Origin of the sequence: Brachybacterium sp. NBEC-018 (assembly GCF_024860185.1) — a bacterium.
GTDB classification, from domain to species: Bacteria; Actinomycetota; Actinomycetes; order Actinomycetales; family Dermabacteraceae; genus Brachybacterium; species Brachybacterium rhamnosum.
On the sequence record NZ_CP100650.1, the window covers coordinates 2698283 to 2722061 of the forward strand.

A 23779-nucleotide genomic window follows, 5' to 3' on the forward strand; every position below is an offset into this window, starting at 1 on the left:
GTCGTGCTCAGCCGTGGCACGACCCGCCGACGATGATACGGCGGCGTGCATGCGTGGAGGACGGGCGCGGCTCCCCCGCGGCCGGGTCACCAGCGCCGGGACGAGGACCCTCGGATCACGTCGACCGCGCGGTCCGCGGTCGACGTCACGGTGACGACCGCGGACCACACGGGTCGGGTGCCCGGCTGCTGCTCAGGGGCAGCCGATCTGGATCGGGTAGACGTACAGCTTGTCGTTGCCGACCGTCCGCGAGTTGGCCGAGGTCAGCACCGTGTCCGGCGGGGTGTTCATCGACAGCCGGACCTGCCCGGTCGCGTTCGTCGCCCGGGTGAACAGGACGTCGAGGTCGACGGTGCCGGTCTCGGTCGGCGTGTACGTGAACGAGATGGTGGTCCTCGTCGTGCTCGACAGGACGGTGCGCCCGTCGGCCCGGACCACGGCGGAGCTGCCCGTGTTGACGTCCGTGGCCGCGACGGAGTTGTCGGGGTAGTACTGGGACGCGGCGTACGGCTCGGTCCTCGTGGTCGTGCGGGCGAGGGTCGTGCCGCCGACGGAGATGTCGATGAGCTGCTCGATGCTCGTCTGGCGGTTGTTGTTGGCGAAGGCCATCGACACCGGGATGGTGAACGTCAGCGAGCAGCCCGCCGTGACCGTCAGCGGATAGGTGAGCCGGTAGCTGAGCGACGTGTGCCCGTTCGCGTATGCCGAGTTCGCCTGGTCCGACCACGAGGACCACGGCGCCTTGCCGTCCACGAGGTGCCCCGTGTCGACGTAGTCACCGCTGCCGGCGTTCGCGGTCCCACCGGCGTTGTACGAGCCGGTGTCGCCGTGCCGCCCCTCGACATCGATGATCCCGGACCAGCCGTCATCGGCGAACCCGACGGTCTGCGGAATGCAGCAGCTGGAGGCGTAGGCCGGGGCGGCGACGGCCACAGCGGCGGTGGGGATCGCCCATCCGGTGGCGAGAAGGGCGGTGCGACGGCGGATCGTCGGGTGACCAGACATCAGACGAATCTCCTCACGATGGCGATGTGTGGTGGTGAAGGGGATGGCAGGAAAATACAAACAGCGACGGAGACGGACAAGTCCGTCATTCACCATATGGGCGGACCTCAAACTTTCCTCTCGACCGAGGAGAGACAGAGGAGAGGGAGCCGACCCGCCAGAGCCCGCGCCGGGAGACGCACGACGGCCCGCAGGGATCGCGTCATGTGCGCGGCTCCTGCGGGCCGTCGTGACCCACCTGCGGTGGATCAGCCGTCCAGATGGTCGATGGCGTACTGCGCCTGCTCCTCCGTGAACTGGTCGCCGTACTCCGACGTCAGCTGGTCACGGATCGCCTCCTTCGACATCGACATCTCGCTCTGGTAGGTCTTCGCCGCCTCGAGGGCCTCGGCGTTCCAGTCGGCCTCCACGTTGTCGACCGCGTACTGCGCGGCGTCCTCAGGGAACTGGTCGCCGTACTCGGAGGTGAGCTGGTCGTAGAGACCCTTCTTCGAGAAGGCCATGATCTCGATGTAGCTCTCCGCCGAGGCGAGGGCGTTCTCCCCCTCCTCCGGGACCTCGGAGGACCCGCTCTCGGTGCTCTCCTCCGCCGCCTCCTCCGTCGTCGTCGCCTCCTCGGTGGTCTCCTCCGGCGCGGTGGATTCCGACCCGGCGGTCGACTCCACGGTCGCGACGGGCGCGTCGCTCGCGCTGTCTCCCCCGCCGCCGGCGGCGCTGAGCACGATCACGATGATGACGATGACGAAAACGATCAGCGCGCACCCTAGCCGGCGGACCGCTCGGTGACGGCGCAGGAGCAGGCAGGCCCGGGTGACCGGTCCTGCCTGCTCCTGCACCGGGGCGAAGCGCCTCAGGTGCGCACGGGTCCCACCCACACCTGCTGGGCGTTGGTGAACTCGCGGATGCCGTGCGGGCCCAGCTCGCGGCCGTAGCCGGAGCGCTTGATCCCGCCCGAGGGCAGCCGCGGATCCGACTTCACGATCCCGTTCACGGCGACCTGTCCCGCCTCGATGCGCGGCGCCATCTCCTCGCCGCGCTCGGTCGTGGTCCAGATCCCGGCGCCGAGCCCGTAGGGCGTGTCGTTCGCGATCGCGAGGGCGTCCTCGGCGTCCGCCGCGCGGATCACGACGGCGACCGGGCCGAAGGTCTCCTCGGAGCAGGCCGTCATCCCGGGCCGCACCTCGGTGAGCAGGGTGACCGGGTAGAAGAAGCCCGGTCCCTCCGGCAGCTCCCCGCCGAGCTCGCAGCGCGCGCCGGCGGCGACGGACTCGGTGACCTGTCGGTGGAGGTTCTCCCGCAGCTCCGCCCGGGCGATCGGCCCCACCTGGGTGGTCTCCTCGCGCGGATCGCCCACGACGAGCGCCGCGAGCCGCTCGCGCAGCAGCGCGACGAACTCGTCGTGCACGGAGTCCTCGACGATCACGCGCTTCGCGGCGATGCAGGACTGCCCCGCGTTGATGATCCGGGACAGCGCCGTGACGTCCGCGGCCGTCCCGAGGTCCGCGTCGGCGAGGACGATGCACGGGTCGGAGCCGCCGAGCTCGAGCACGGCCGGCTTGATCTCCGAGGCGGCGGTCGCGGCGACCACGGCCCCGGCCCGGTCCGATCCGGTGAAGGACACCGCCCTGATCCGCGGGTCGCGGATGATCAGCTCGACGTCCTCCGTCGCGGCGTGGACGGCCTGGAAGATGCCCTCGGGCGCGCCCGCCGCGCGGAACGCCTCCTCGAGCGCGGTCGCGCAGCCGGGCACGTGCGGGTCGTGCTTCATGACGCACGTGTTGCCCGCCATGAGCGCGGGGGCGCAGAAGCGGAAGGCGACCCAGAACGGGGCGTTCCACGGGAGGATCCCGAGCACCGGGCCCAGCGGCAGGTGCTGGACGTAGGAGGAGGTCGCATCGGAGTCCAGGTGCTCGGTCGCGAGGTACTCCGCGGCGTGGTCGGCGTAGTGCTCGGCCGCCCAGGCGGACTTCACCACCTCGCCGCGCGCCTCGGTGATCGGCTTGCCCATCTCCTCCGTCATGACGGGGGCGAGCTCCTCGACGTGCTCGCGCAGGTGGGCGGCGACGCCGCGCATCACCGCGGCGCGCTCCTCGAGGCTCGTGGCGGACCAGGTCGCGAACGCGGCGCGGGAGCGGTCGATCACCGCGGCGATCTGCTCCGGTGTCGCGGCCGGCACCTCCCGCACGATCCTCTCGGTGGTCGGGTCGACGACGCGCAGGACGGCTGACGGGGCCGCAGTCTCTGCTGGGGTCATGGTGCTCTCCTCTCAGCTCGCGCGAGCGATGAGGTCGGGGGTGGAGCCGTGCGGGGACCCGCCGGGGACGGCGAAGTCCTCGGAAAGGGTGAAGAGGGACTCGCAGCCGTCCTCGGTGACGACGATCGTGTCCGAGGTGCCGACGGTCTTGTCGCCGTCCACGCCCCACATCCAGGGGATGACGTGGAAGGTCATGCCGGGCTCGAGCGGGGTGGGGTCCCCCGCCATGAGCGAGAGGATGTAGCCCTCGTCCCAGCTGGGCGGGAAGGCGATGCCGATCGAGTAGCCGGCGCGCGTCACGAGCCGTGCGCCGACGTCGTTCGCCGTGATGACGGTGCGCACGATCTGATCCACCTCGGAGACGCTCATCCCGGGGCCCATGCGCGAGCGCAGCGTGTCCAGCGCCTCCTTCATGGTGTCCTGCGCGCTGCGCATCGACGGGGAGAGGGCGTCGGTGACGATCGTCCGCATGAGCGCCGCGTGGTAGCGCCGGTAGCAGCCCGCGATCTCGAGGAAGACGTGGTCGCCCTTCTCGATCGTCCGGCCCTCCCAGGTGGCATGCCCGATCATCGAGCGCGGCCCCGAGGTCACGTACGGCATCACCGCGGGGAACTCCCCGCCCGCGCGGAACATCGCCGAGGAGATCGCGGCGGCGACGTCGTTCTCGCTCGCGCCGGGGACCGCGGCCTCGATCCCCGCGCTCATCCCCGCCTCCGCCGCCACGGCGGCGCGGCGCATCACGGCGATCTCCGCGGGGGATTTGCGCAGGCGACTCTGCTCGACGATGCCGAAGCAGTCCACCAGTCCCTTCCCGTAGGCGTCGTGGAGGCGGTCCTGCTGATAGGCGGGGAAGTAGTAGCTGTTGCGCTCGAAGCCCACCCGGGCATCGCCCGGCCCCCGCTCCTCGAGCGCGGCGACGAGCTCGCGGATCGCGTCCCCGGAGTCCGGGTAGGGATGGGTGAGCTCCACCCACGTGCGGTGGACGACGTTGGACTCCTCCATCGCCCGGGTCACCATCACCGGCTCGTCCTCCCGGGGCACGATCAGCGCCTGGAAGAAGGAGTAGCCGGTGGTCTGGTAGTCCGTGAGGTACATGAGGTTCTCGGGGTCGGAGATCACGACGACGTCGAGGTCCCGCTCCGCCATCCGCCCGCGCAGCTCCGCGAGCCGGCGCTCGTACTCCTCCGGCGGGAAGGTCATGTCCTCCCGGCGGCGCATCAGGCCGCCTCCGTCGCGGTGGTGATCGCCTGCTCGAGAAGGTCGAGGCCCTCGTCGAGGTCGTCCTCGGGGATGGTCAGCGGCGGGATCAGCTTGATCACGCGTCCCTCGCTCCCGCAGGGGCCGATCAGCAGGCCCGCCTCGAAGGCCGCCTGCTGCACGCGCTTGGCGAAGGCGCCGTCCCCGGTGTCGAGGGCCTGCATCATCCCGCGACCGCGCACCTCCCAGCCGCGGTCGGGGTGCGCGGCGGCGATCGCCTCGAGGCGCTCCCGCATCGTCTCCCCCTTGCTCAGCACCCCGGCGAGGAACTCCTCGTCGGTGAAGCGGTCGAGCGCGACGGTGCCCGCGACGAAGGAGAGCCCCTGCCCGCGGAAGGTGCCGGTGTGGGCGCCGGGCGCCCAGTGCTCGTCCACCTCGGGCTTGTTGAGGTTCATGGCGATGGGGGTGCCGAAGCCGCCGAGGCCCTTCGCGAGCGTGATGATGTCCGGGTCCAGGTCCATCCCGTCGAAGGAGAAGTAGCCGCCGGTGCGTCCGACGCCGGCCTGGATGTCGTCGATGATGAACAGGGCGCCCACCTCGTGGGCGAGGTCCTGCACCTCGTGCAGCCATTCCTCCGAGGCGACGTTGACGCCGCCCTCGGCCTGGACCACCTCGACGAGGAAGGCCGCGGGCGGCAGCAGCCCGCTCGAGGGGTCACGCAGCGCGGCCGCGTACTCGGCGACGGCGGTGTCCCCGCCGGGGGCGGTCTCGAAGGGCAGGCGCAGGATGTTCTCGAGCGGCACGCCCGCCCACTGGCGGAAGGCGTCGTTCGCGGTCGCCGCGAGGGAGCCGAGGGTCATGCCGTGGAAGCCGTGGCTGAAGGCGACGAGCTCCCGCCTCCCGGTCGCGGCGCGGGCGAGCTTCATCGCCGCCTCGACCGCGTTGGAGCCGGTGGGGCCCATGAACTGCATCCGGTGGTCCATGCCGCGAGGCGCGAGGACCACCTCCTGGAAGCGTCGGACGAAGTCGCGCTTCGTGGTGGTGTAGGTGTCCAGGCCGTGGGCGACGCCGTCGGCCTGGATGAAGGCGATCAGCGCCTCCTTCATGGCCGGGTCGTTGTGCCCGAAGTTCAGCACGCCCGCGCCGGCGAAGAAGTCGAGATAGGACCTCCCGTCCTCGTCGACCTGGCGCGCGTTGGACGCCGAGGCGAACACGGTGGGGTAGTTCCGGCAGTAGCCGCGGATGGTGGACTCGTGGTCCTCGAAGACGCTGGTGTCCATGGGAGACCTCTCGTGACGGGGTGGTGGGCGATCCCGATCTCCACTCCCGGCCCTAGCGAAGATCGCCTCATCTGGCAAGGACGGGCCGGTGTGTCGACCCTCACCCCCCGTCGCGAACCCCGTCAAGCGACCCCGGCTCCCCCGTCGCCCCCGCATCTCCCCCGGCAGGTCAGGGGACCGAACGATCGGTAGGTCCACGCCGCCGCGTGAGCTGGGCCCCATTCGGGAGGTCCGCCCTGCGGCGCCCTCCGTGCCGCGCAGGCCTCCCTCCTAGACTTCCCGCCATGAGCAGTCCCACCGCCGCCGCCTCCCCCACCGTCGAGTACGTCCTCACCTTCGTGTGCGAGGACCGACCCGGCATCGTCCACGCCGTCACCGGCGCGATCGTCGAGGTGGGCGGCAACATCACGGAGAGCCGCCAGTTCGAGAGCGGCGCCACCCAGCGCTTCTACATGCGTCTCCAGCTGACCACCACGGCCTCCCCCGAGGAGATCGCCGCCGCGCTCACGCCCGTCGTGGAGCGCTTCGGGATCGAGCACCGCCTCGACGAGGTCGCCCGCCCGGTGCGCACACTGATCCTCGGCTCCACCGCGAAGCACTGCGTGAACGACCTGCTGTTCCAGATCGACGCGGGCCACCTGCCGATCGAGGTGCCGCTCATCCTCGCCAACCACCCCACGCTCGAGCCGCTCGCCTCGTTCTACGGCGTGCCCTTCGAGCACCTGCCCACCACGGGCGAGGGCGCCAAGGCCGCCTTCGAGGACCGGGTGCGGGAGGCCGTCGTCGAGCACGACGTGGAGCTCGTGGTGCTCGCGCGCTACATGCAGATCCTCTCCCCCGAGCTGTGCGAGGAGCTCGCAGGGCGCTGCATCAACATCCACCACTCGTTCCTGCCGGGCTTCAAGGGCGCGAACCCCTACCGCCAGGCGCACGCCCGCGGCGTCAAGCAGATCGGCGCGACGGCGCACTTCGTCACGAGCGATCTCGACGAGGGCCCGATCATCGAGCAGGACGTCATCCGCGTGGACCACACCCGCTCCCCGCAGGAGCTCATGGCGATCGGCCAGGACGCCGAGGTGCGCACGCTGCGCCAGGCGGTCACCTGGTTCTCGCAGTCGCGCGTGCTGCTCGACGGCACCCGGACGGTCATCTTCCGCTGAGCGATACGCCGAGGGCGGCCGGGCGGTCTCAGAACACCGGGCGACCGCCCGTCACGCCGAGCACGGTGCCGGAGACATAGCTCGCCTCCGTCGGGCTCGCGAGGAACACGAAGGCCCCCGCGACCTCCGCCGGCTGGCCCGCGCGCCCCAGCGGTGTGTTCCCGCCGAAGGCGACGTAGTCGTCGCTGACGCGCGTGGCGACGTTCAGCGGGGTCCAGATCGGTCCCGGGGCGACCGCGTTGACGCGGATCCCCTGCGGGCCGAGGTCCGCCGCGAGGTTCACGGTGACGTTGTTGATCGCGGCCTTCGTCGCCGCGTAGTCCATGAGCGGCACCGAGGGGTCGTAGGACTGGATCGAGGAGCAGTTGATCACCGAGGATCCCGCGCGCAGGTGCGGCGCGGCCTCCTGGGTGATCCAGAACAGAGCCTCGAGGTTCGTGGTCAGCGTGCGGTGCAGGCGCGCGGAGTCGATGCCCGCGAGGCCGCGGGGCTCCGCGCGGCCCCACTGGAAGGCCGCGTTGTTCACGAGCACGTCGAGCCCTCCGTGCTCCTGCACCGTGCGGGTCACGAGCGACCGCGCCGTGTCCTCCTCCCGGATGTCGCCGGGCAGCAGCAGCGCGCGACGGCCGGCATCGCGGATCCAGCGGGCCGTCTCCTCGGCGTCCTCCTGCTCCTCGGGGAGGTAGGAGATCGCGACGTCGGCGCCCTCGCGGGCGTAGGCGATCGCGACGGCGCGGCCGATCCCCGAGTCGCCGCCGGTGATGAGCGCGGAGAGCCCCTCGAGCCGGCCATGACCCACGTAGCTCTCCTCGCCGTGGTCGGGGACCGGGGTCATGGGCGCGGTGAGTCCGGGCGGCTGCTGGTCCTGCGCGGGGAACGACGGCTCGCCGTCGCGGGTGGAGAGCGCCTGTGCGCGCCGGGCGACGTGCGGGTCCAGGGTGCTGTTCTTCTCGGTCATCACGGCTCCTTCGTCGAGGGCGGGTGCATCGAGGGGTGCGGTGCCACGCTATGCCGTGCGCCCCCATCGCGTCCCGCGCCCCGGACGACCGGTCGGTGGGTCACGCGGGGTCCTCCTCAGACCAGGCCGCGCTCCCAGGCGGTGCGCACGGCGGAGGCGCGGTCGCTCGCGCCGAGCTTCTCGTAGACGTGCAGCAGGTGCGTCTTCACCGTCGCCTCGCCGATCCCGAGCCGCGAGGCGACGGCGCGGTTCGTGCAGCCCTCCGCGACGAGGCGCAGCACGTCCGTCTCCCGCGGGCTCAGCGCCGCCGACGGCGCCGCGGGGGCGGCGAGCACCGCGAGAGTGCTCGGGGTGAGCACCGCTCCCCCGGCCGCGAGGTCGTGGACGGCGCGCACGAGCTCCTCGCGGCGGGCGTCCTTGAGCAGCAGGCCGTCGGCCCCGGCCTCGAAGGCGGCACGGATGCCGTGGTCGGTGTCGTACGTGGTGAGGACGAGCACCCGCGGGCGGGGTCCCTCCTGCTCGGCGAGCGCGCGGAGGGTCGCCACCCCGTCCATGACCGGCATCCGCAGGTCCAGGAGGAGCACGTCGGGGTGGGTGGCGGCGACGGTCTCGAGGGCCTCCGCGCCGTCGGACCCGGTGCCCACCACCTCGATCCCCGGGTCGGCGCCCAGCATGGCGACCAGACCGTCCCGCACCACGGGATGGTCGTCGGCGACGACGACGCGCACGGGCCCCGTCATCGCGGCACCTCGGCGCTGACGGTGCAGCCCTCCCCCGGCGCCGACGTGACCGTCAGGGTGCCGCCGACCTCCCGCAGACGCTCGCGCATGTTCTGCAGGCCGTGGCCGGCGACCGCCGTCGACGCGGAGAAGCCCCGACCATCGTCCTGCACCCGCAGCAGCTGCCCCCGGGCCGTGGAGCCGAACGTCACCGCGACCGTCCCGGCCCCGGCGTGGCGGGCCACGTTCGCGAGCGCCTCCTGGGCGACGCGCAGCATGACCGGGCCGTGCGCGACCTCGGCGGGGGCGTCGTCCGCGTCGAAGGTGGCGACCACCCGGTGCGTGCGCGCCCAGCGAGCGACGATGCCCCCGAGGGCCTCGCTCGCGCGGGCCCCGTCCAGCTGATGCGGGGAGAGCGCCTCGACCGCGCGCCGCGCTTCCACGAGGCAGTCGCGGGCCGCCTCCTCCGCCCGACGCACCCGCTCGCCCTCCGCGGCGCCGAGCCCGTCCCCCACGGCCTCGAGCTGGCGGATGACACCCACGAGCCCCTGGGCGACGGTGTCGTGGATCTCCCGCGAGAGCCGCTCCCGCTCCGCGGAGACGCCGCGATCGTGCGCGCGGTCCACGAGCTCCTGCTGCAGGCGGGCGTTGTCCTGCGCGGTGCGGTCCCGCTCGGCGAGGGCCTCCTCGCGCTGGGCGATCGTGCGCTCCCGCTCCCAGGACAGGTAGCTCATCGCCCCGGCGATCAGCAGGTTCACCGCGACCAGCCCGCCGTAGATGAGGGGGACGCTCGCGGCGGAGGCCGGCCCGCCGACCTGGCCCAGGGCGGAGAGGAACGCGGTGGCGACGAGGACGGCGGGGACGGCGGCGCCGCTGACGAACCTCGGCCCGTCGAGATAGCCGACGAAGGCGTAGACGCTCGCGAGCGGGTTCAGCGCGGTGAGCACCACGAGGAGCAGCAGGTGCAGCACGTAGAGGACGCCCAGTGCGGGGCTGCCGGGACCCGTGCGGGCCAGGAGCGCCTCCAGCAGCGCCCGGAGCACGAGCAGCACGCCGGTGGGGACCAGCGCCCAGGTGATCTGCTCCGCGGTGAGCCAGAACCCCACGGTCATCAGGCCCAGCAGCCAGGACACGACGAGCAGGAGCGGCGGCAGCCAGACGACGAAGCGGCCGCTCGTGGTGGGTGCCGTGAACAGGCGCGCCGGGCTCGATGCAGGGACGTCGGGGGCGACGGCGCGCGGCGACGGCGGAGCGGACGGGGCGTCCATGGCCGCCAGTCTCCCCCGCGGCGACGCCCGGCGCCAGGACCCTGCCCTCCACCGATCGGTGGAGGTCCGGGCTGCCGATCGGTCGAGGCGTCGCCGTGGGGCGCGTCCCTAGGTTGGGGCCATGGCCCGCTCACCCGCCGTCGCCCCCGCCCCCTCTCCCGCTCCGACCACCCGCCTGCACCATCTCGATGCGCTGCGCGGCGGCGCCCTCCTGCTCGGCGTGCTGCTGCACGCCCTCATGCCCTTCGCCCCCGGCGATCTCTGGCTCGTGAACGACGACATCGACTCGATGCCGGCGATCCTCGTCGTCGCGGTGATCCATCTGTTCCGGATGGTGCTGTTCATGATGCTTGCCGGCTACTTCGGCAGCATGGTGCTGCATCGCCGCGGCGCCGGGGCCTACCTGCGCGACCGGCTCACCCGGATCGGGCTCCCGCTGGTCGCGTTCTGGCCCGGGCTCTTCGCGCTCATGGTCGCCGCCCTCGTGCTGAACGGAGCCGTGCGCGACCTCGGTCCCGTCGCCGCCCCGCAGCCGGCAGCGGGATCGCCCACCGGACTGCTCGCGCTGCCGACGATGCACCTGTGGTTCCTGCTGCTGCTCCTGGAGATCGTGGTCGTCGTCCTCGCGCTGCGCGCCGTCACGATCCGAGTGCTCGGCGCGGAGCGGGCCGGGCGCTGGTCCGCGCGGATCTCCTCCGTGCTCGCCTCCCCGTTCGGCGTGCTGCTCGCCGCCGTGCCCTACGCCGCGGGCCTCCTGCTGCAGGGGGACGGGCTCGCCAGCATCACCGAGCCGTACACGCTGGTGCCGGTGCCCGGTGCGAGCGTCGCCTACGCCGGGGCGTTCCTCACGGGCTGGTTCCTGCGGGCACGGCCCGAGGCGCTCCCCCGGCTCGAGGGCCGATGGATCCTCCACCTGATCGCCGCCGCCGTGCTGAGCACGGCCGCGATCCTCGTGCCCCCGGGCTCACCCGCCCTGCTCGTGGCCGTCATCGCCGCGCTCGCCGGGTGGACCTGGGTCTACGGGCTGCTGGGCCTCAGCGCCCGCCTCGTGCGCCGGGAGATCCCGGCCGTCCGCTATCTCGCGGACGCCTCGTACTGGATCTACCTCGTGCACTTCCCGCTGCTGCTGCTCGTGGAGATCCCACTCGCCGATCTGGCGCTGCCGCTGGTCGTCAAGCTGGTCGTGGCCCTCGCGGTCGTGCTCGCCGTGCTGCTGCTGAGCTACGACCTGCTGGTACGCAGCACCTGGGTGGGTGCCTGGCTGAACGGGCACCGTCGGCCGCGAGCGCTCGGGCGTCGGCGCGCGGCCCGGGAGCCGCGCGCCGACGCCGCGCTCACCCCTTGACGCCGCCGGCGGCGGCGAAGCCCTGGCCCAGGTTCCGGCCCAGGAAGAGGTACAGCACCACGACGGGCAGCGAGTAGAAGATCGAGAAGGCCGCGAGCTGTCCGTAGGCGACCTGCCCGTACTGCGAGGAGAAGGTGTACAGGGTGACGGCCGCGGGCAGCTTGTCCGGGCTCAGCAGCAGCATGAACGGCACGAAGAAGTTGCCCCACATGGAGACGAAGGTGAAGATCGTCGCGACCGCGAGCCCGGAGCGCATGAGCGGCAGCACCACGGACCACAGGGTCCGGTAGACCCCGGCGCCCTCCGTCCAGGCGGACTCCTCGATCTCGAGCGGCACCCCGTCCATGAACCCCTTGGTGAGGAAGATGGCGTACGGCAGCGAGCTCGCCCCGAGGAACAGGATCGCCCCGCCCATCGAGTCGATGAGGTTCACCTGCACGAACATCGAGTAGACGGGGATCATGATCGCCGTGATCGGCAGGCCCGTGGAGAAGATGATCGTCAGCAGCAGCGGGCGCTTGGCCTTGAAGCGGTAGCGGGAGAGCGGGTAGGCGCACAGCACCGCGGTCACCATCGTGAGGATCGTGGCCCCGCCGCACAGCACGAGCGAGTTCGCGAGCGGGCGGAACGTCGTCTCCGTGTTCCAGATGGCGGCGTAGTTGTCCAGGCTCCAGCGCTTCGGCCAGGCGACGGAGAGCGAGGCCTCCGTGTCGAAGGAGGCGAGGACCACCCACAGCAGCGGCACCAGGAACACGATCCCGATGACGACCATCGCGATGGTGCTCGCGAGGGAGGTCCCGGCGGCGCGGCTGGCCTTCCGACGGCGGGGACGGGGGTCACGCGGCGCGGCGGCGGAGGACACTCCGTCGTCGCGGACACCCGCGGCGGGAGCGGTGGCGGTCGGGTCGGCGGCGGTCATCGCTTGTCCTCCTCCGGCAGCAGGCGCAGGTAGGCGACGGAGGCCAGCGCCCCGATCAGCAGGAGCAGCAGGGCCACGGCGGTGCCGTAGCCGAGCTGCCCGTACGAGAACGCCTGCTCGTACATGTACAGGGGCAGGGTCTGGCTCTGCCGGGCGGGACCGCCGCCGGTCATGATGAAGATCAGGCCGAAGACGGAGAGGGTCTGCAGTGTGGTGAGCATGAGGTTCGTGGCGATCGCGGGCCGCAGCAGCGGGATCGTCACGGACACGAAGCGCCGCACCGGGCCGGCGCCGTCGAGCGCCGCGGACTCGTACACGTCACCGGGCACCGAGCTCAGCGCCGCGGAGTAGACGAGCATCGAGAAGGCCGCGCCGCGCCAGATGTTCGCGAAGGACACCGCGATGATCGGGGCGCTGAACAGGAGGTCCTGCCCGGGCAGGCCCACGGAGGTGAGCAGCGTGTTCAGGCTGCCGCCGTCGGCGAAGAAGGTGTAGAGCAGGTAGCCGGCGACGACCTCCGGCAGGATCCACGCCGCGATGACGATCGAAGTGACCGTGAAGGTCATGACCCGGTTCGCGCGCTCCATGAGCAGGGCCAGGAGCATGCCGAGCACGTTCTGGCCGATCACGGCGGAGATCAGCGTGAACACCAGGGTCAGCACGACGGAGTTCCAGAAGTCCGCGTCGGTGAAGGCGTCGGTGAAGTTCGTGAAGCCCACGAAGCTCGTGTCCGAGGCGCCCTCGCCGCGGATCGCGCTGTCGGTGAAGGCGAGGTACAGCGAGTACAGGATCGGGCCGAGCATGAACACGACCAGGAGGATCCCGGCCGGGAGCATGGGCACGGCACGGACGGCCGTCAGCCGGTCCCCGAGCCGGGAGCGGCGACGCGGCGTGGGGACCTGCTCGCCGGTGGTGGTGGGTGTCGCGGTGGTCATCCGTTCGCCTCCTGGACGTTCTCGGGGCCGACGATGTCCGTCACGGTGGCGTCGTACGCGGCGGCCGCGGAGGCCGGGTCGCTGCCGGTCAGCACCGCCTCCATCGCCTCCTGGATCGCGGAGGACACCTCCGGGTAGGCAGGCAGGGCGGGCCGGTAGTACGCGGTCTCGAGCAGGTTCGTGAAGTACTCGACGGCCGGCGAGTACTCGAGGTACTCCTTCACCTCGGCGACGTCGGAGCGCACGGTGATGTGGTTGTCCGCGATCGCGTACTGCACGAGCGTCTCGGTGGAGACGAGCACCTCGAGGAACGCGAAGGCGGTCTCACGGTCCGTGACGTGGTCCGGGATCGACAGGCCCCAGCCGCCGGCGAGGGTCACCGTCCCGGTGCCGCCGCCGTCCTGGGTGGGCATGTCCGCGAGTCCCACCTCGTCCGGCCACTCGGGCCAGGGACGACCGGCGGACTCGGTCCAGTTCTGGGAGATCCAGGAGCCGTCCACGAGCATGCCGAGCTTCCCGTCCGGCAGCAGCTGCGTGTAGATCTGCTCGGAGATGTTCGGGTCCAGCAGCTGACCGAGCGGGAGCGTGAGCTCCTCCTGGACGATCGTCTGCAGGAAGGTCAGCGCGTCCACGAAGCCCGCCGAGCCGAGCACCCACTTCTTGGTCTCGTCGTCGTAGAGGCCGGTGCCGTCCCCGGTGCCGTAGAGCAGCATCTCGAAGCCCTGCATCGAGGCCTTCTCGCCCTGCGGGGTGCCCGCGAAGAGGAAGAACGGGGTCGCCTCGGAGTCGGACTCCTTGATCGCGCGCGCCGCCTCGAGGATGTCCTCCCAGCTGGTGGGCTGCCAGTCAGCGGGGAGCCCGGCCTCCTCGAACACGCCGCGGTGGAACCAGATGGCGCGGGTGTCCGTCGTGATGGGGACGCCGTAGACCTCGCCGTCCTCACCGGTGACGGCGAGCTTGGAGGCGTCGGCGATGTCCTTCCAGTGGTCCCAGCCCTCGACGAGGTCCGTCATCGGCTGCAGGTAGCCGGCGCCGACGTCGGACAGGAGGATGAAGGAGTCCTCGTAGACGAGGTCGGGGCTCGTGCGGGGCGAGCTCATGAGCAGCTCGTTCTTCGTGAAGTAGTCGTTCTCCGCGGCCACGATCGGCACGAGGTCCACGACGAGATCGGGGTTCTGCGCGGAGAACTCCTTCGCGGCCCCCTGGATCCACTTCTCCTTGATCGTGTTCGAGCCGAACTGCTGGTAGGCGATGCGCAGGGTGCTGGGGTCGCGGCTGCTGCCGGAGCAGCCGGCCAGGGCCCCCAGCGGCAGCACCGTGGCCACGCCCGCGCTCCAGCGCAGGAAGCTGCGCCGCGCGGGGCGGGGGCGGATCGGGGTACCGGCGGGCACGGGTCCTCCTCGTCGACGGTGACGGCGGCCCGGGTCCGGGACCGCCCGTCGACCTTACACAGACCATGGCGCGGATCACATGATCAGGGAGGAGGCGGCGTGGCGGCGCCGCCTGCCGGGAGGCGCGAGCCGCGCGCGCAGGGCTCAGCGGCGCGCGGCCCGCCCGACGCCCTGGGCCTGCTCGGCGTCCGCGTAGCGCATGCCGGCGGGGACCTGGGCGAGCTCGAACCAGCGCTCGGCGCGCGGGAGCAGGCGCACGTCGTGCCAGGGCACCTCGAAGGAGGGGCTCTGCCAGAGGGTCAGGGCGACCTCCTCGCGGCGGCCGGTCGCGACGAGCAGGAGCCGGCGCAGCCGCGAGTAGGGGTGCGGCGAGGGCCGGGAGGCGGGCGGCACCGCGAGGTGGCCGTCGAGGGAGAGGGGCCAGATCGTCTCGCCCCAGTGCAGCTCCGCGCCGGCGCCCTTGCCGCGGATCACGGCGGGCAGGCGCAGGTCGCTCGCGCGCACGGGCCGCGGGGCGAGCGGGGTCCCCCGCTCGAGCACCTCGGGCTGCACCCAGGCGCCGGGAAGCACGAGGCGGCCCTCGCGGTGGACGTCCACGAGCAGCGCGTCCGCGAAGGGGCCGAGCGGGGCGGAGAGCACACCGTCGCGCGCGAGGTCGCGGCGCGGCGCGGCCAGCACGCGCACCTCGGCCGTGTCCCGCGGGTCCTCGGTCAGGGCGATGGCCACCTGCGTCCCGGGCAGCGGGTCCCTCATCGGCGGAACCTCGCCTCGGGGCGACCGGCGAGGGCGATGGTCAGCATCTCGGTGAACCTCTCGTTCATCGGGGGCGGGGCGTCGATCGGGAACCACCGGGCCTCGGTGTTCTCGCCGTCCGCGGGATGGGGATCCCCGTCCTCGTGCTCGCACAGGAAGCACAGGTCGAGGTACTCGGCGACGTCGCCGTTGGGGTAGGTGACGGGGCCGACGGTCCTCACGTCGATCAGGCGCAGCGCCCGGCAGCGCACGCCGGCCTCCTCGAGCACCTCCCGCTCGGCGGCGACCGCCGGCTCCTCCCCCGGGTCGATGATGCCGGTGACGGGGGTCCACGCGCCGTTGTCGGCGCGGCGCACGGCGAGCATCCGGCGGCGATCCGCGTCGAGCACGATCGCGGTGACGCCGCTCATCCACAGCGGGGCGTGGCCGATCCGCTCGCGCAGGGCGAGCACGAACTCGGGCGTGGCCATGGTGCTCCTCGGGAGGTGCCGGGGGTGGTCAGTCGGTCAGCGGGCGGCCCTGCGCATCGCGGGTGAAGGGCTCCGCCTTGGCGAGGATCATGATGCCCTCGATGAGGCCCCACAGGTGGCCGGCGCCGCAGGTGAGGATCGTGACGATGATCTGGACCACGCCGATCGCGGTGTACCCCAGCAGGAAGCGGTGCACGCCGAAGCCGCCGAGGAAGATCCCCATCAGCCCCGCGAGCAGTCTGCTCGTGCCGATCTGGCCGGGTGCCCCGTGGAGGGGCGCGGGCACGGCCCCTCCCTGCGGTGCAGCGCCGTAGGGCGGTCCGCCGTACGGGGCTCCTGCCGAGGGGACACCACCGCCGTAGGGATCCGCCGGGGCCGGGTGCCAGGAGGGCTCCGCGGGCGGTGCCGCCCACGGGTCCTGGTCGGCCGGTGCGGCCGACCCGCCGGACTGCGGGGGCGCGGCCCACGGGTCCTGGGGTCCTCCGGAGGACAGGTCACCCGACCCCGCGCCGTACGGGTCCCGGCCCCCGGGCTGCGGCGCTCCGTAGGGGTCGACGGGGTGGTCACCGGGTCGCTGCGGGTCCGTGGAGCTCATGGGCACCACAGTACCGGCGACCCGGCGCCGCTCAGCGCTTGCGCTTCTCGCGGATCCGGACGCCGATCACGACGGGCGATCCGGTGAACTCGAAGTCCTCGCGGAGGCGGCGCTCGATGAAGCGGCGGTAGCCGTGCTCGAGGAAGCCGGTCGCGAAGATGACGAAGCGCGGCGGTCGCGTCCGGGCCTGGGTCGCGAAGAGGATCCGCGACTGCTTGCCGCCGCGCAGCGGGTGCGGGTGCGCCGCGACGAGCGTGCCGAGGAAGGCGTTGAGGCGCCCGGTCGGGATGCGCTGGTCCCAGGACTCGAGCGCCTGCTCGAGAGCAGGCACGAGCTTCTCCGCGTGACGTCCCGTCTTGGCGGAGAGGTTCACGCGCGGCGCCCAGGAGACGTGGCCGAGGTCCTTCTCGATCTCGAACTCGAGCTGGTGGCGGCGCTCCTCGTCCAGGAGGTCCCACTTGTTGAAGGCGAGCACGAGCGCGCGACCGGACTCCAGGACCATGTCGATGATCTTGAGGTCCTGGGTGGAGATCGGCTCGTTCGCCTCGATGAGGACGACGGCGACCTCGGCCCGGTCCAGGGCGGAGCGGGTGCGCAGCGAGGCGTAGTAGTCCGCCCCGGAGGACTGCAGCACGCGGCGGCGGATGCCGGCCGTGTCCACGAAGGTCCACTCCTTGCCGCCGAGGGTGATCTTCTCGTCGACCGGGTCGCGCGTGGTGCCCGCGAGGTCGTCGACGACGACGCGCCGCTCCCCCGCGAGCCGGTTCAGCAGGGAGGACTTGCCGACGTTCGGCCGTCCCACGAGGGCGATGCGCCGCGGCCCGTGGTCGACGGCGTCGCCGCGGCCCTCCTCGGGGAGCACGGCGAGCACGGCGTCGAGCAGGTCACCGGAGCCGCGACCGTGGAGGGCGGAGACGGGGAACGGCTCCCCCAGCCCCAGGTTCCACAGGGCGGCGGCCTCGAGCTCGCCGCGCTGGTCGTCGACCTTGTTGGCGACGAGCACGATCGGGCGCTGCGAGCGGCGCAGCACCTTCAGCAGCTGCTCGTCGGTGGTCGTGATGCCGACGTTCGCGTCGACCACGAACATGACGACGTCCGCGAGCTCGACCGCGACCTCCGCCTGCTCGGCGACGCGGTAGGCGATGCCGTCGACCTTCTCCTCCCAGCCGCCGGTGTCGACGAGCCAGAAGTCCTTCCCGGCCCACTCGGCCTCGTAGAACACGCGGTCGCGGGTCACGCCGGGGACGTCCTCGACGACGGCCTCGCGGCGGCCGAGGATGCGGTTGACCAGGGTCGACTTGCCGACGTTGGGACGGCCGACGACGGCGACGACCGGCAGGTTCGGCGCCGGGTCCCCGTACCCGAGGTCCTCGAGATCGTCCGCGTCCAGGAGGGCGAGGTCGTCGGCGTCGAGGTCGAAGTCCTCGAGACCGGCGCGCAGGGCGGCCTCGACCGCGTCGTCGTCGCTCGTGTCGAGTCCCGCCGCGCCGGCGGCAGGGGCAGTGCCGTCGACGGCGGAGGCAGTGGCAGTGGCGGTGGCGGTGCGGGCCTGCTCGACGAGCTCGAGCACGGCGGCGACGACCTCGGCCACGCCGCGGCCCGTCGTGTCGACCTCGTGGACACCGTCGGCCGCGGTCGCGAACTCGGAGACGGTCGCGTCGTCGCGGTCACGGCGCAGCACCTGGTCCTCCATGCGCTCGCGGGACTCCTCCGAGTCGGGGAGCCCCAGCTCCTGCGCGCGGCGGCGCATGCGCTCCTCGGGGCTCGCGGTGAGCAGGACCCGCACGGCGGCGTCGGGGGCGACGACGGTCGTGATGTCACGGCCCTCGGCGACGCAGCTGCCGCGCTCGGCGGCGGTCGCGAACAGCAGCTCCCGCTGCCGGCGCTGGAGCACGGGCCGCACCAGGGTGTTGGTGGCGACGGCGCTGACCTGCTGGGAGATCCGCTCGCTGCGGATCTCCCCGGTCACGTCCTCGCCGTCGACGACGACGGTCGCCCCGGCCGGGTCGGTCCCCAGCTCGAGGTCGAGGGCCTCGGCGACGCGCGCCACGGTCTCCCGGTCGGTCAGCGCCACGTCGTTCTCGAGGCACCACCAGGTCACCGCCCGGTACATGGCGCCGGTGTCGAGCATGCCGCCGTCCAGCGCCTCCGCGACGAGGCGGGAGACGGTGGACTTGCCGGAGCCGGCGGGGCCGTCGATCGCGATGGTCACGCCGCCGGGGGCGGTCGAGGGAGCGCTGGTGTGCATCCGTCAAGGATACGGGGCGCTCAGGCGTCGGCCACCGTCCAGCCGCGCTCGGTGAGCGATCTCGTGAGCAGGTTCTCGGCGCGGACGTCCACGGCGATGTGCGCGAGGCCCACCGGCTGCCCGAGCGTGTGCTCGAGACGGAGGTCCTCGAGGTTCACGCCGATCTCGCCCATCTCGGTCAGCAGGCGGCCCAGCTCGCCGGGCCTGTCCGGGACGAGCACGACGACCGTCGCGAAGGAGTCGGTGGCCCCGCCGTGCTTGCCGGGGATGCGCCGCACCCCGCGGTTGCCGTCGGCGACGAGGTCCGCGATCGCGCGCCGGGACCCGAGCTCCGGGCGCGGATCGCCCTCGAGGGTGCCGAGCGCCGCGATGACGTCGTCGAGCCGCTCGCGCAGCCCCTGCAGCACACCGCCCACGGCGGCCGCGTTCGCGCCGAGGATCTCGACCCAGAGCCGGGCGTCGGAGTCCGCGATGCGGGTCGTGTCCCGCAGTCCCTGGCCGGCGAGACCGAGGGCCTGCTCCGTCGGCTCGAGCAAGCTCGTCGCGAGCAGGCTCGAGAGCACCTGCGGCACGTGGGACACATGGGCGACCGCGTCGTCGTGCGCCGCGGCGTCCATGACCACCGGCACGGCGCCGATCTCCGTCGCGAGGCCCCTCAGCACGCTCACGGCGCCCTCGCGGGTCGCGGGGTGCGGGACCACGACGAAGGGCCGGCCCTGGAAGAGGTCGCTGCGCGAGGAGATGACGCCGGAGACCTCGCGGCCCGCCATCGGGTGGGCGCCGATGTAGCGCGGGAGGTCGGCGGGGGCGGCGAGGGCGCGCACGCCCTCGAGCACGGTGCCCTTGACGCTCGCGACGTCGGTCACGAGCGCCGCGGGGAAGCGGGCGAGGGCGTCGGCGACGAGCGTCGCGGCGACGTCGGGCGGGGCGGCGACCACGACGAGCCGCGGGTCGGGACCGCCCTCGACGGGCCGCTCCCCCACGCCGAGCTCGACGGCCAGGGCCGTGGTCCCCGGCGAGACGTCCTCGACCTGGACCCGGGCGCCCGCACGGCCCAGCGCGAGGCCCAGGGACCCTCCGATCAGCCCGGTCCCGATGATCCGCACCGGGGACGGCACGAGGGCGTCGGCGCTCACAGCCCCAGCTCCGCCATGAGCGTGCCGAGCTCGCGGCCGGTGAGCTCGCGGGTCGCGCCGGGGGCGAGGTCGCCCAGCAGGACCGGCCCGATGCGTGTGCGCATGAGGCCGGTCAGCTCGAAGCCCTGGGAGGCGAACATGCGGCGCACGATCCGATTGCGGCCCTCGTGCAGGCTCACCTCGACGACGGCCTCGCGGCCGTCCTGGGCGAGCACCCGCGCGCGGTCGGCGCGCGCGGGGCCGTCCTCGAGCTCGACGCCGTCGCGCAGGGCCTTGACGAGCCCGCGGGGCGGGCCGCCGGGGGCGTCGAAGCGGCACACGTACGTCTTCTCCACCGCGAAGGAGGGATGGGTCAGGCGGTGCGCGAGCTCGCCGTCGTTCGTGAGCAGCAGCAGGCCCTCGGTCTCGTAGTCGAGGCGCCCCACGTGGTAGAGCCGCTGGTCGTAGCGCTCGGTGAACTCCGTGAGATCGCGGCGACCCTCGGGGTCGTGCATCGCGGAGACCACGTGCCGCGGCTTGTTGAGGACCACGGTGAGCTTGCGCTCGTCCAGCTGCAGCCGGCGCCCGTCCACGTGCACCGCCTGCGTGGCGGCGTCGATCCGCAGGCCCTGCTCGGTGACGATCTCGCCGTCCACGCTCACGCGACCCTGGGTGATGAGCGCCTCGCACGCGCGGCGCGAGCCGAAGCCGGCGCGGGCGAGCACCTTCTGGAGGCGCTCCCCGCCCTCCTGGTGAAGGTCTCCCGGCTCGGCGCCCGAGGCGGCGGGCGTCGCGCCCTTCCGGCCCTCGTCGTCACGCAGCGTGACCGTGCGCGGCGGGGTGAACGCGCTGCGCCGGCGCTGCCGCGACGCCCCGGTGCGCGCCCCGCGGTGACCGCCCCGGCGTCCCCGTCCCTCGCCGGAGGCGTCCTTCCGGCCGTCCCCGCCGGCACCCTCGCCCCGCGGGCCGGCCATCAGGCCGCGCCGCCGCGCGAGATCAGCTCGCGGGCGAGCTGGCGGTAGGCGTCCGCGCCCTTGTTCGAGGAGGCGAAGGAGATGATCGGCTCCGCAGCGACGGAGGCGTCGGGGAACTTCACCGTGCGGTTGATCGTGGTGTGGAAGACCTTGTCCGGGAATGCCTGCACGACGCGCTGGCACACCTCGCGGGCGTGCAGCGTGCGCGGGTCGAACATCGTGATGAGGATGCCGTCGATCTCGAGGCGCGGGTTGATGCGGTCCTGCACCTTCTCGATCGTCTCGACGAGCAGGGCCACGCCGCGCAGGGCGAAGTACTCCGCCTCGAGCGGGATGACCACGCCGTGGCTCGCCGCGAGGGCGTTGACGGTGAGCAGGCCCAGCGACGGCTGGCAGTCGATGATGATGACGTCGTAGTCGTCCGCGACCGGGCGCAGCACGCGGGCGAGCGCCATCTCGCGGGCGACCTCGTTGACGAGCTGGACCTCCGCCGCGGAGAGGTCGATGTTCGCGGGCAGCACGTCGAGGTTCTCGGTGCCCGTCTCCTGGATCACGTCGCGCACGTCGTGCTTGCGGTCCATGAGCAGGTTGTAGACGGTCACGTCGAGCTCGTAGGGGTTCACCCCGGTGCCGGCGCTCAGCGCGCCCTGCGGGTCGAGGTCCACGAGCAGCACTTTGCGGCCGATCTCCGCGAGGGCCGCGCCGAGGTTGATGACGGAGGTCGTCTTCCCGACCCCGCCCTTCTGGTTGACCATCGAGATGATCCGCGCCGGTCCGTGCCCGTCGAGGGGCGCGGGCTCCGGCAGCTCGGGCATCGGCCGTCCCGTGGGGCCGAGGTCGATGTCCAGCTGCTGGTTCGCGTTCACGGAGGAGTCCTGTCGTCGGCGTCGTGGTCGTGCGGGGCGCGCCGCCGTGGCGGAGGCGCCGAGGGGGCCGACGAGCGGCCCCAGCCCCGGGAGGGGCGGCTGGGGACAGCCGCCCGGCAGTGGTGTGCCCTCGCTCCCCTGCCCGGGGGCGATCCGGCCGCCCAAGTCTAAGCCCCCGCTCCGGACCGCGGATGGGCGCTCGCGTGGATCTCGCGCAGCGAGTCCACGGTCACCTGCGTGTAGAGCTGGGTCGTGGTGACCGAGGCGTGCCCGAGCAGCTCCTGCACGCTGCGGACGTCCGCCCCGCCCTGGAGCAGGTGCGTCGCATAGGAGTGGCGCAGCGTGTGCGGGCTCACCGCCTCGGCGAGGCCGGCGTCCTCCGCGGCGCGCCGCACCACCTGCCAGGCTGCCTGGCGCGTGAGCCGGGTCCCCCGCGAGCCCAGGAAGATCGCCGGGGTGCCGGGGCCGCGCGCGGCGAGGGCCGGGCGCGCACGGGTCAGGTAGGCGTCGAGGGCGTCGAGGGCGAAGGAGCCGACGGGCACCGTGCGCTGCTTGTCGCCCTTGCCGTGCAGCAGCGCCGCCCGCTGCTCGCGGTCCACGTCGTCCACGTCCAGGCCGATCGCCTCGGAGATCCGGGCGCCGAGGCCGTAGAGCACCTCGAGCAGGGCCCGGTCGCGCAGCGCGCGCTCGGCGGGCAGCGCGCCGGTGCCGGGCCGGCCGGCGGCCTCGATGAGGTCGAGCACCTGGTCCACGGGCAGCGGGTGCGGCAGCCGGGAGGACAGCGCCGGACCGGGCACGAGCCGGGTCGGGTCCCCGGTCTCCGACGCGCGCTCGGCGTCGAGGAACGCGTGGAGGCCGCGCACGGCGGCGAGGGCGCGGGCCGCGGAGGCGGCGGCGAGCGGTGTGCCGCCGTCCTCCCCGGTGCGCAGCGCGCGCACCCAGGCGGCGGCGTCCTCCGTGCTGACGGCGGTGGCCTCGGTGCCGGTGCGGTCCAGGTGTCCGAGGTAGCGCAGGAGGTCACGCCGGTAGGCGGCGAGGGTGTTCTCGGAGAGTCCGCGCTCGATGCGCAGGTGGCTCAGGTACTGCTCGAGCAGGCGGCGGTGGGCCGGGCGCAGGTCGTCCGCGCCCGGGATCACCGCCGGCCCGCTCACAGGTGCACGAAGGGATCGACCGCGAGGGCCACGAAGAGCACGGTGAGGTACGTGATCGAGCCGTGGAAGACGACCATCGGGTCGAGCTTCTTCCCGGTGAGGCCCTTCCGGGTGCGCAGCGCGTAGCGGCCCACGAGGAAGCCGAACCAGGCGCCGGACCCGAGGGCGGCGACGGTGTAGACGATGCCGGTGTGGCCCAGCGGGATGATCGCGAGGCTCGAGGCGATCATGAGCGTGGTGTGCAGGATCATCTGCCGCGCCACGGAGGAGCGCGAGGCGACGACGGGCAGCATCGGCACGCCCGCGGTCTCGTAGTCGCGGGAGAACTTCTCGGCGAGCGGCCAGTAGTGCGGCGGCGTCCAGAAGAAGATGACGAGGAAGAGCAGCACGGCGGTCCAGGACACGGTGCCGGTCACGGCGGACCAGCCGATGAGCACGGGCATGCACCCGGCGACGCCGCCCCAGACGATGTTCTGGCTCGTGCGGCGCTTGAGGATCATCGTGTAGAAGACGACGTACAGCAGGATCGCGGCGACCGCGAGCACGGCGGACATCACGTTGACCAGGGCCCCGAGCCACAGCGCGGAGACCACGGAGAGCGCGATGCCGAAGACGAGCGCGGCCCGCGGCGAGACCTCGCCGGTGACGATCGGACGATTCTTCGTCCGCTTCATCTTCGCGTCGATGTCACGGTCGAGGTACATGTTCAGCGTGTTCGCACCGCCCGCGGCGAGGTAGCCGCCGATGAGCGTCCAGGCGATCAGCCACGGGTTCGGGAAGCCGCCCGCGGCGAGGAACATGGTGGGGATCGTCGTGATGAGCAGGAGCTCGATGATCCGCGGCTTCGTCAGCGCCACGTAGGGCTTGAGCACGGCGAGCACACGGCGCCAGGGGCTCGGCGCGGGGGCCGGCGTCGACGCGGGACCCGACGGCACGGCCGCGGAGCTCTCCGTCCCCACACCCTCGTGATCGTGCCGCTGGGCGCGCTGCTCGTGCTGGTCGGTGCCCTGCAAGGGCACTCCCGGGGTGGCGGTCACCGCCCACCGTCCTTCCTGAGGTCGCGACGGTCCCGCCGCATGCAGACGGGTCCCAGTGTAGGTGCCGACGGGGCTCAGGTGGGCGGCGCGCGGGCGGTGAGTCGGGTGAGTCCGGGCACGGACGGCGCGCCGACGTCCA

Annotated in this window: 22 protein-coding genes; 2 read left to right on the forward strand and 20 right to left on the reverse strand. The window is 72.8% G+C overall.

Translation table 11 applies throughout. The features are described from left to right. Positions 1–192 precede the first annotated feature (192 nt). From NLU66_RS12260 to NLU66_RS12280, 5 genes are all read right to left on the reverse strand, one after another. Positions 193–1005, reverse strand: a complete 813-nt coding sequence (locus NLU66_RS12260) for a hypothetical protein (protein WP_259359954.1) — start codon at positions 1003–1005, stop codon at positions 193–195. Between the two features lie 248 nt (positions 1006–1253). Then, positions 1254–1733, reverse strand: coding sequence for an Ltp family lipoprotein (locus NLU66_RS12265; protein WP_259359955.1), 480 nt, complete (start codon positions 1731–1733; stop codon positions 1254–1256). Positions 1734–1855: 122 nt separating this feature from the next. After that, on the reverse strand, positions 1856–3259 hold the full coding sequence (locus NLU66_RS12270; protein WP_259359956.1) for an NAD-dependent succinate-semialdehyde dehydrogenase: 1404 nt from the start codon (positions 3257–3259) through the stop codon (positions 1856–1858). A gap of 12 nt (positions 3260–3271) precedes the next feature. Beyond that, positions 3272–4477: an ectoine hydrolase gene (gene doeA / locus NLU66_RS12275; protein ID WP_259359957.1), complete on the reverse strand. Its 1206-nt coding sequence runs from the start codon at positions 4475–4477 to the stop codon at positions 3272–3274. After that, complete coding sequence (locus NLU66_RS12280; RefSeq protein WP_259359958.1) at positions 4477–5736, reverse strand: aspartate aminotransferase family protein; 1260 nt, start codon at positions 5734–5736, stop codon at positions 4477–4479. Before NLU66_RS12280 ends, doeA begins: the two co-directional genes overlap by 1 nt. 284 nt (positions 5737–6020) lie before the next feature. Between NLU66_RS12280 and NLU66_RS12285 the strand changes: the two genes are divergently transcribed. Continuing rightward, entirely contained in the window at positions 6021–6896 is an 876-nt protein-coding gene (locus NLU66_RS12285) for a formyltetrahydrofolate deformylase (RefSeq protein WP_259359959.1), read from the forward strand. A gap of 28 nt (positions 6897–6924) precedes the next feature. Here NLU66_RS12285 and NLU66_RS12290 read toward each other — a convergent pair whose 3' ends face one another. The 3 genes from NLU66_RS12290 to NLU66_RS12300 form a co-directional block, all read right to left on the reverse strand. Further along, positions 6925–7854 carry an SDR family oxidoreductase gene (locus NLU66_RS12290; protein WP_259359960.1) on the reverse strand — a complete coding sequence of 310 codons (930 nt, stop codon included), beginning with the start codon at positions 7852–7854 and terminating at the stop codon, positions 6925–6927. A 116-nt stretch (positions 7855–7970) separates the two neighbouring features. Beyond that, entirely contained in the window at positions 7971–8594 is a 624-nt protein-coding gene (locus tag NLU66_RS12295) for a response regulator (protein WP_259359961.1), read from the reverse strand. Continuing rightward, positions 8591–9841: a sensor histidine kinase gene (locus tag NLU66_RS12300; protein ID WP_259359962.1), complete on the reverse strand. Its 1251-nt coding sequence runs from the start codon at positions 9839–9841 to the stop codon at positions 8591–8593. Before NLU66_RS12300 ends, NLU66_RS12295 begins: the two co-directional genes overlap by 4 nt. A 121-nt stretch (positions 9842–9962) precedes the next feature. On the opposite strand from NLU66_RS12300, the gene NLU66_RS12305 reads away from it, so the two are divergent. Then, positions 9963–11186 (forward strand): acyltransferase family protein, encoded by a 1224-nt coding sequence (locus NLU66_RS12305; RefSeq protein WP_259359963.1) that lies wholly within the window; start codon positions 9963–9965, stop codon positions 11184–11186. Here the strand turns inward: NLU66_RS12305 and NLU66_RS12310 are convergent. The 12 genes from NLU66_RS12310 to NLU66_RS12365 all read right to left on the reverse strand — a co-directional run bounded on the left by NLU66_RS12310 (position 11176) and on the right by NLU66_RS12365 (position 23484). Further along, positions 11176–12105 carry a carbohydrate ABC transporter permease gene (locus NLU66_RS12310; protein ID WP_416232157.1) on the reverse strand — a complete coding sequence of 310 codons (930 nt, stop codon included), beginning with the start codon at positions 12103–12105 and terminating at the stop codon, positions 11176–11178. The two genes, NLU66_RS12305 and NLU66_RS12310, sit on opposite strands and share 11 nt — an antisense overlap. Then, entirely contained in the window at positions 12102–13040 is a 939-nt protein-coding gene (locus NLU66_RS12315; protein ID WP_259359964.1) for a carbohydrate ABC transporter permease, read from the reverse strand. Before NLU66_RS12315 ends, NLU66_RS12310 begins: the two co-directional genes overlap by 4 nt. Next, positions 13037–14431, reverse strand: coding sequence for an extracellular solute-binding protein (locus tag NLU66_RS12320; protein WP_259359965.1), 1395 nt, complete (start codon positions 14429–14431; stop codon positions 13037–13039). Before NLU66_RS12320 ends, NLU66_RS12315 begins: the two co-directional genes overlap by 4 nt. A gap of 144 nt (positions 14432–14575) precedes the next feature. Further along, positions 14576–15184 (reverse strand): hypothetical protein, encoded by a 609-nt coding sequence (locus tag NLU66_RS12325; protein ID WP_259359966.1) that lies wholly within the window; start codon positions 15182–15184, stop codon positions 14576–14578. Beyond that, positions 15181–15654 (reverse strand): NUDIX hydrolase, encoded by a 474-nt coding sequence (locus NLU66_RS12330; protein WP_137770840.1) that lies wholly within the window; start codon positions 15652–15654, stop codon positions 15181–15183. The genes NLU66_RS12325 and NLU66_RS12330 overlap by 4 nt, the downstream gene beginning before the upstream one ends. 28 nt (positions 15655–15682) lie before the next feature. Further along, positions 15683–16249, reverse strand: a complete 567-nt coding sequence (locus NLU66_RS12335; protein ID WP_259359967.1) for a TM2 domain-containing protein — start codon at positions 16247–16249, stop codon at positions 15683–15685. Positions 16250–16280: 31 nt separating this feature from the next. Further along, entirely contained in the window at positions 16281–18497 is a 2217-nt protein-coding gene (gene der / locus NLU66_RS12340) for a bifunctional cytidylate kinase/GTPase Der (protein WP_259359968.1), read from the reverse strand. Between the two features lie 20 nt (positions 18498–18517). Then, the gene (locus tag NLU66_RS12345) at positions 18518–19633 is read right to left on the reverse strand and encodes a prephenate dehydrogenase (protein WP_259359969.1); all 1116 of its coding nucleotides are present in this window, start codon (positions 19631–19633) and stop codon (positions 18518–18520) included. Next, positions 19630–20586, reverse strand: a complete 957-nt coding sequence (locus NLU66_RS12350) for a pseudouridine synthase (protein ID WP_259359970.1) — start codon at positions 20584–20586, stop codon at positions 19630–19632. The genes NLU66_RS12345 and NLU66_RS12350 overlap by 4 nt, the downstream gene beginning before the upstream one ends. Beyond that, positions 20586–21401, reverse strand: coding sequence for a ParA family protein (locus NLU66_RS12355; RefSeq protein WP_137771738.1), 816 nt, complete (start codon positions 21399–21401; stop codon positions 20586–20588). Before NLU66_RS12355 ends, NLU66_RS12350 begins: the two co-directional genes overlap by 1 nt. A gap of 218 nt (positions 21402–21619) precedes the next feature. Beyond that, entirely contained in the window at positions 21620–22603 is a 984-nt protein-coding gene (locus NLU66_RS12360) for a site-specific tyrosine recombinase XerD (RefSeq protein ID WP_259359971.1), read from the reverse strand. Beyond that, on the reverse strand, positions 22600–23484 hold the full coding sequence (locus NLU66_RS12365; RefSeq protein ID WP_137771740.1) for a heme o synthase: 885 nt from the start codon (positions 23482–23484) through the stop codon (positions 22600–22602). Before NLU66_RS12365 ends, NLU66_RS12360 begins: the two co-directional genes overlap by 4 nt. Positions 23485–23779: the final 295 nt, after the last annotated feature.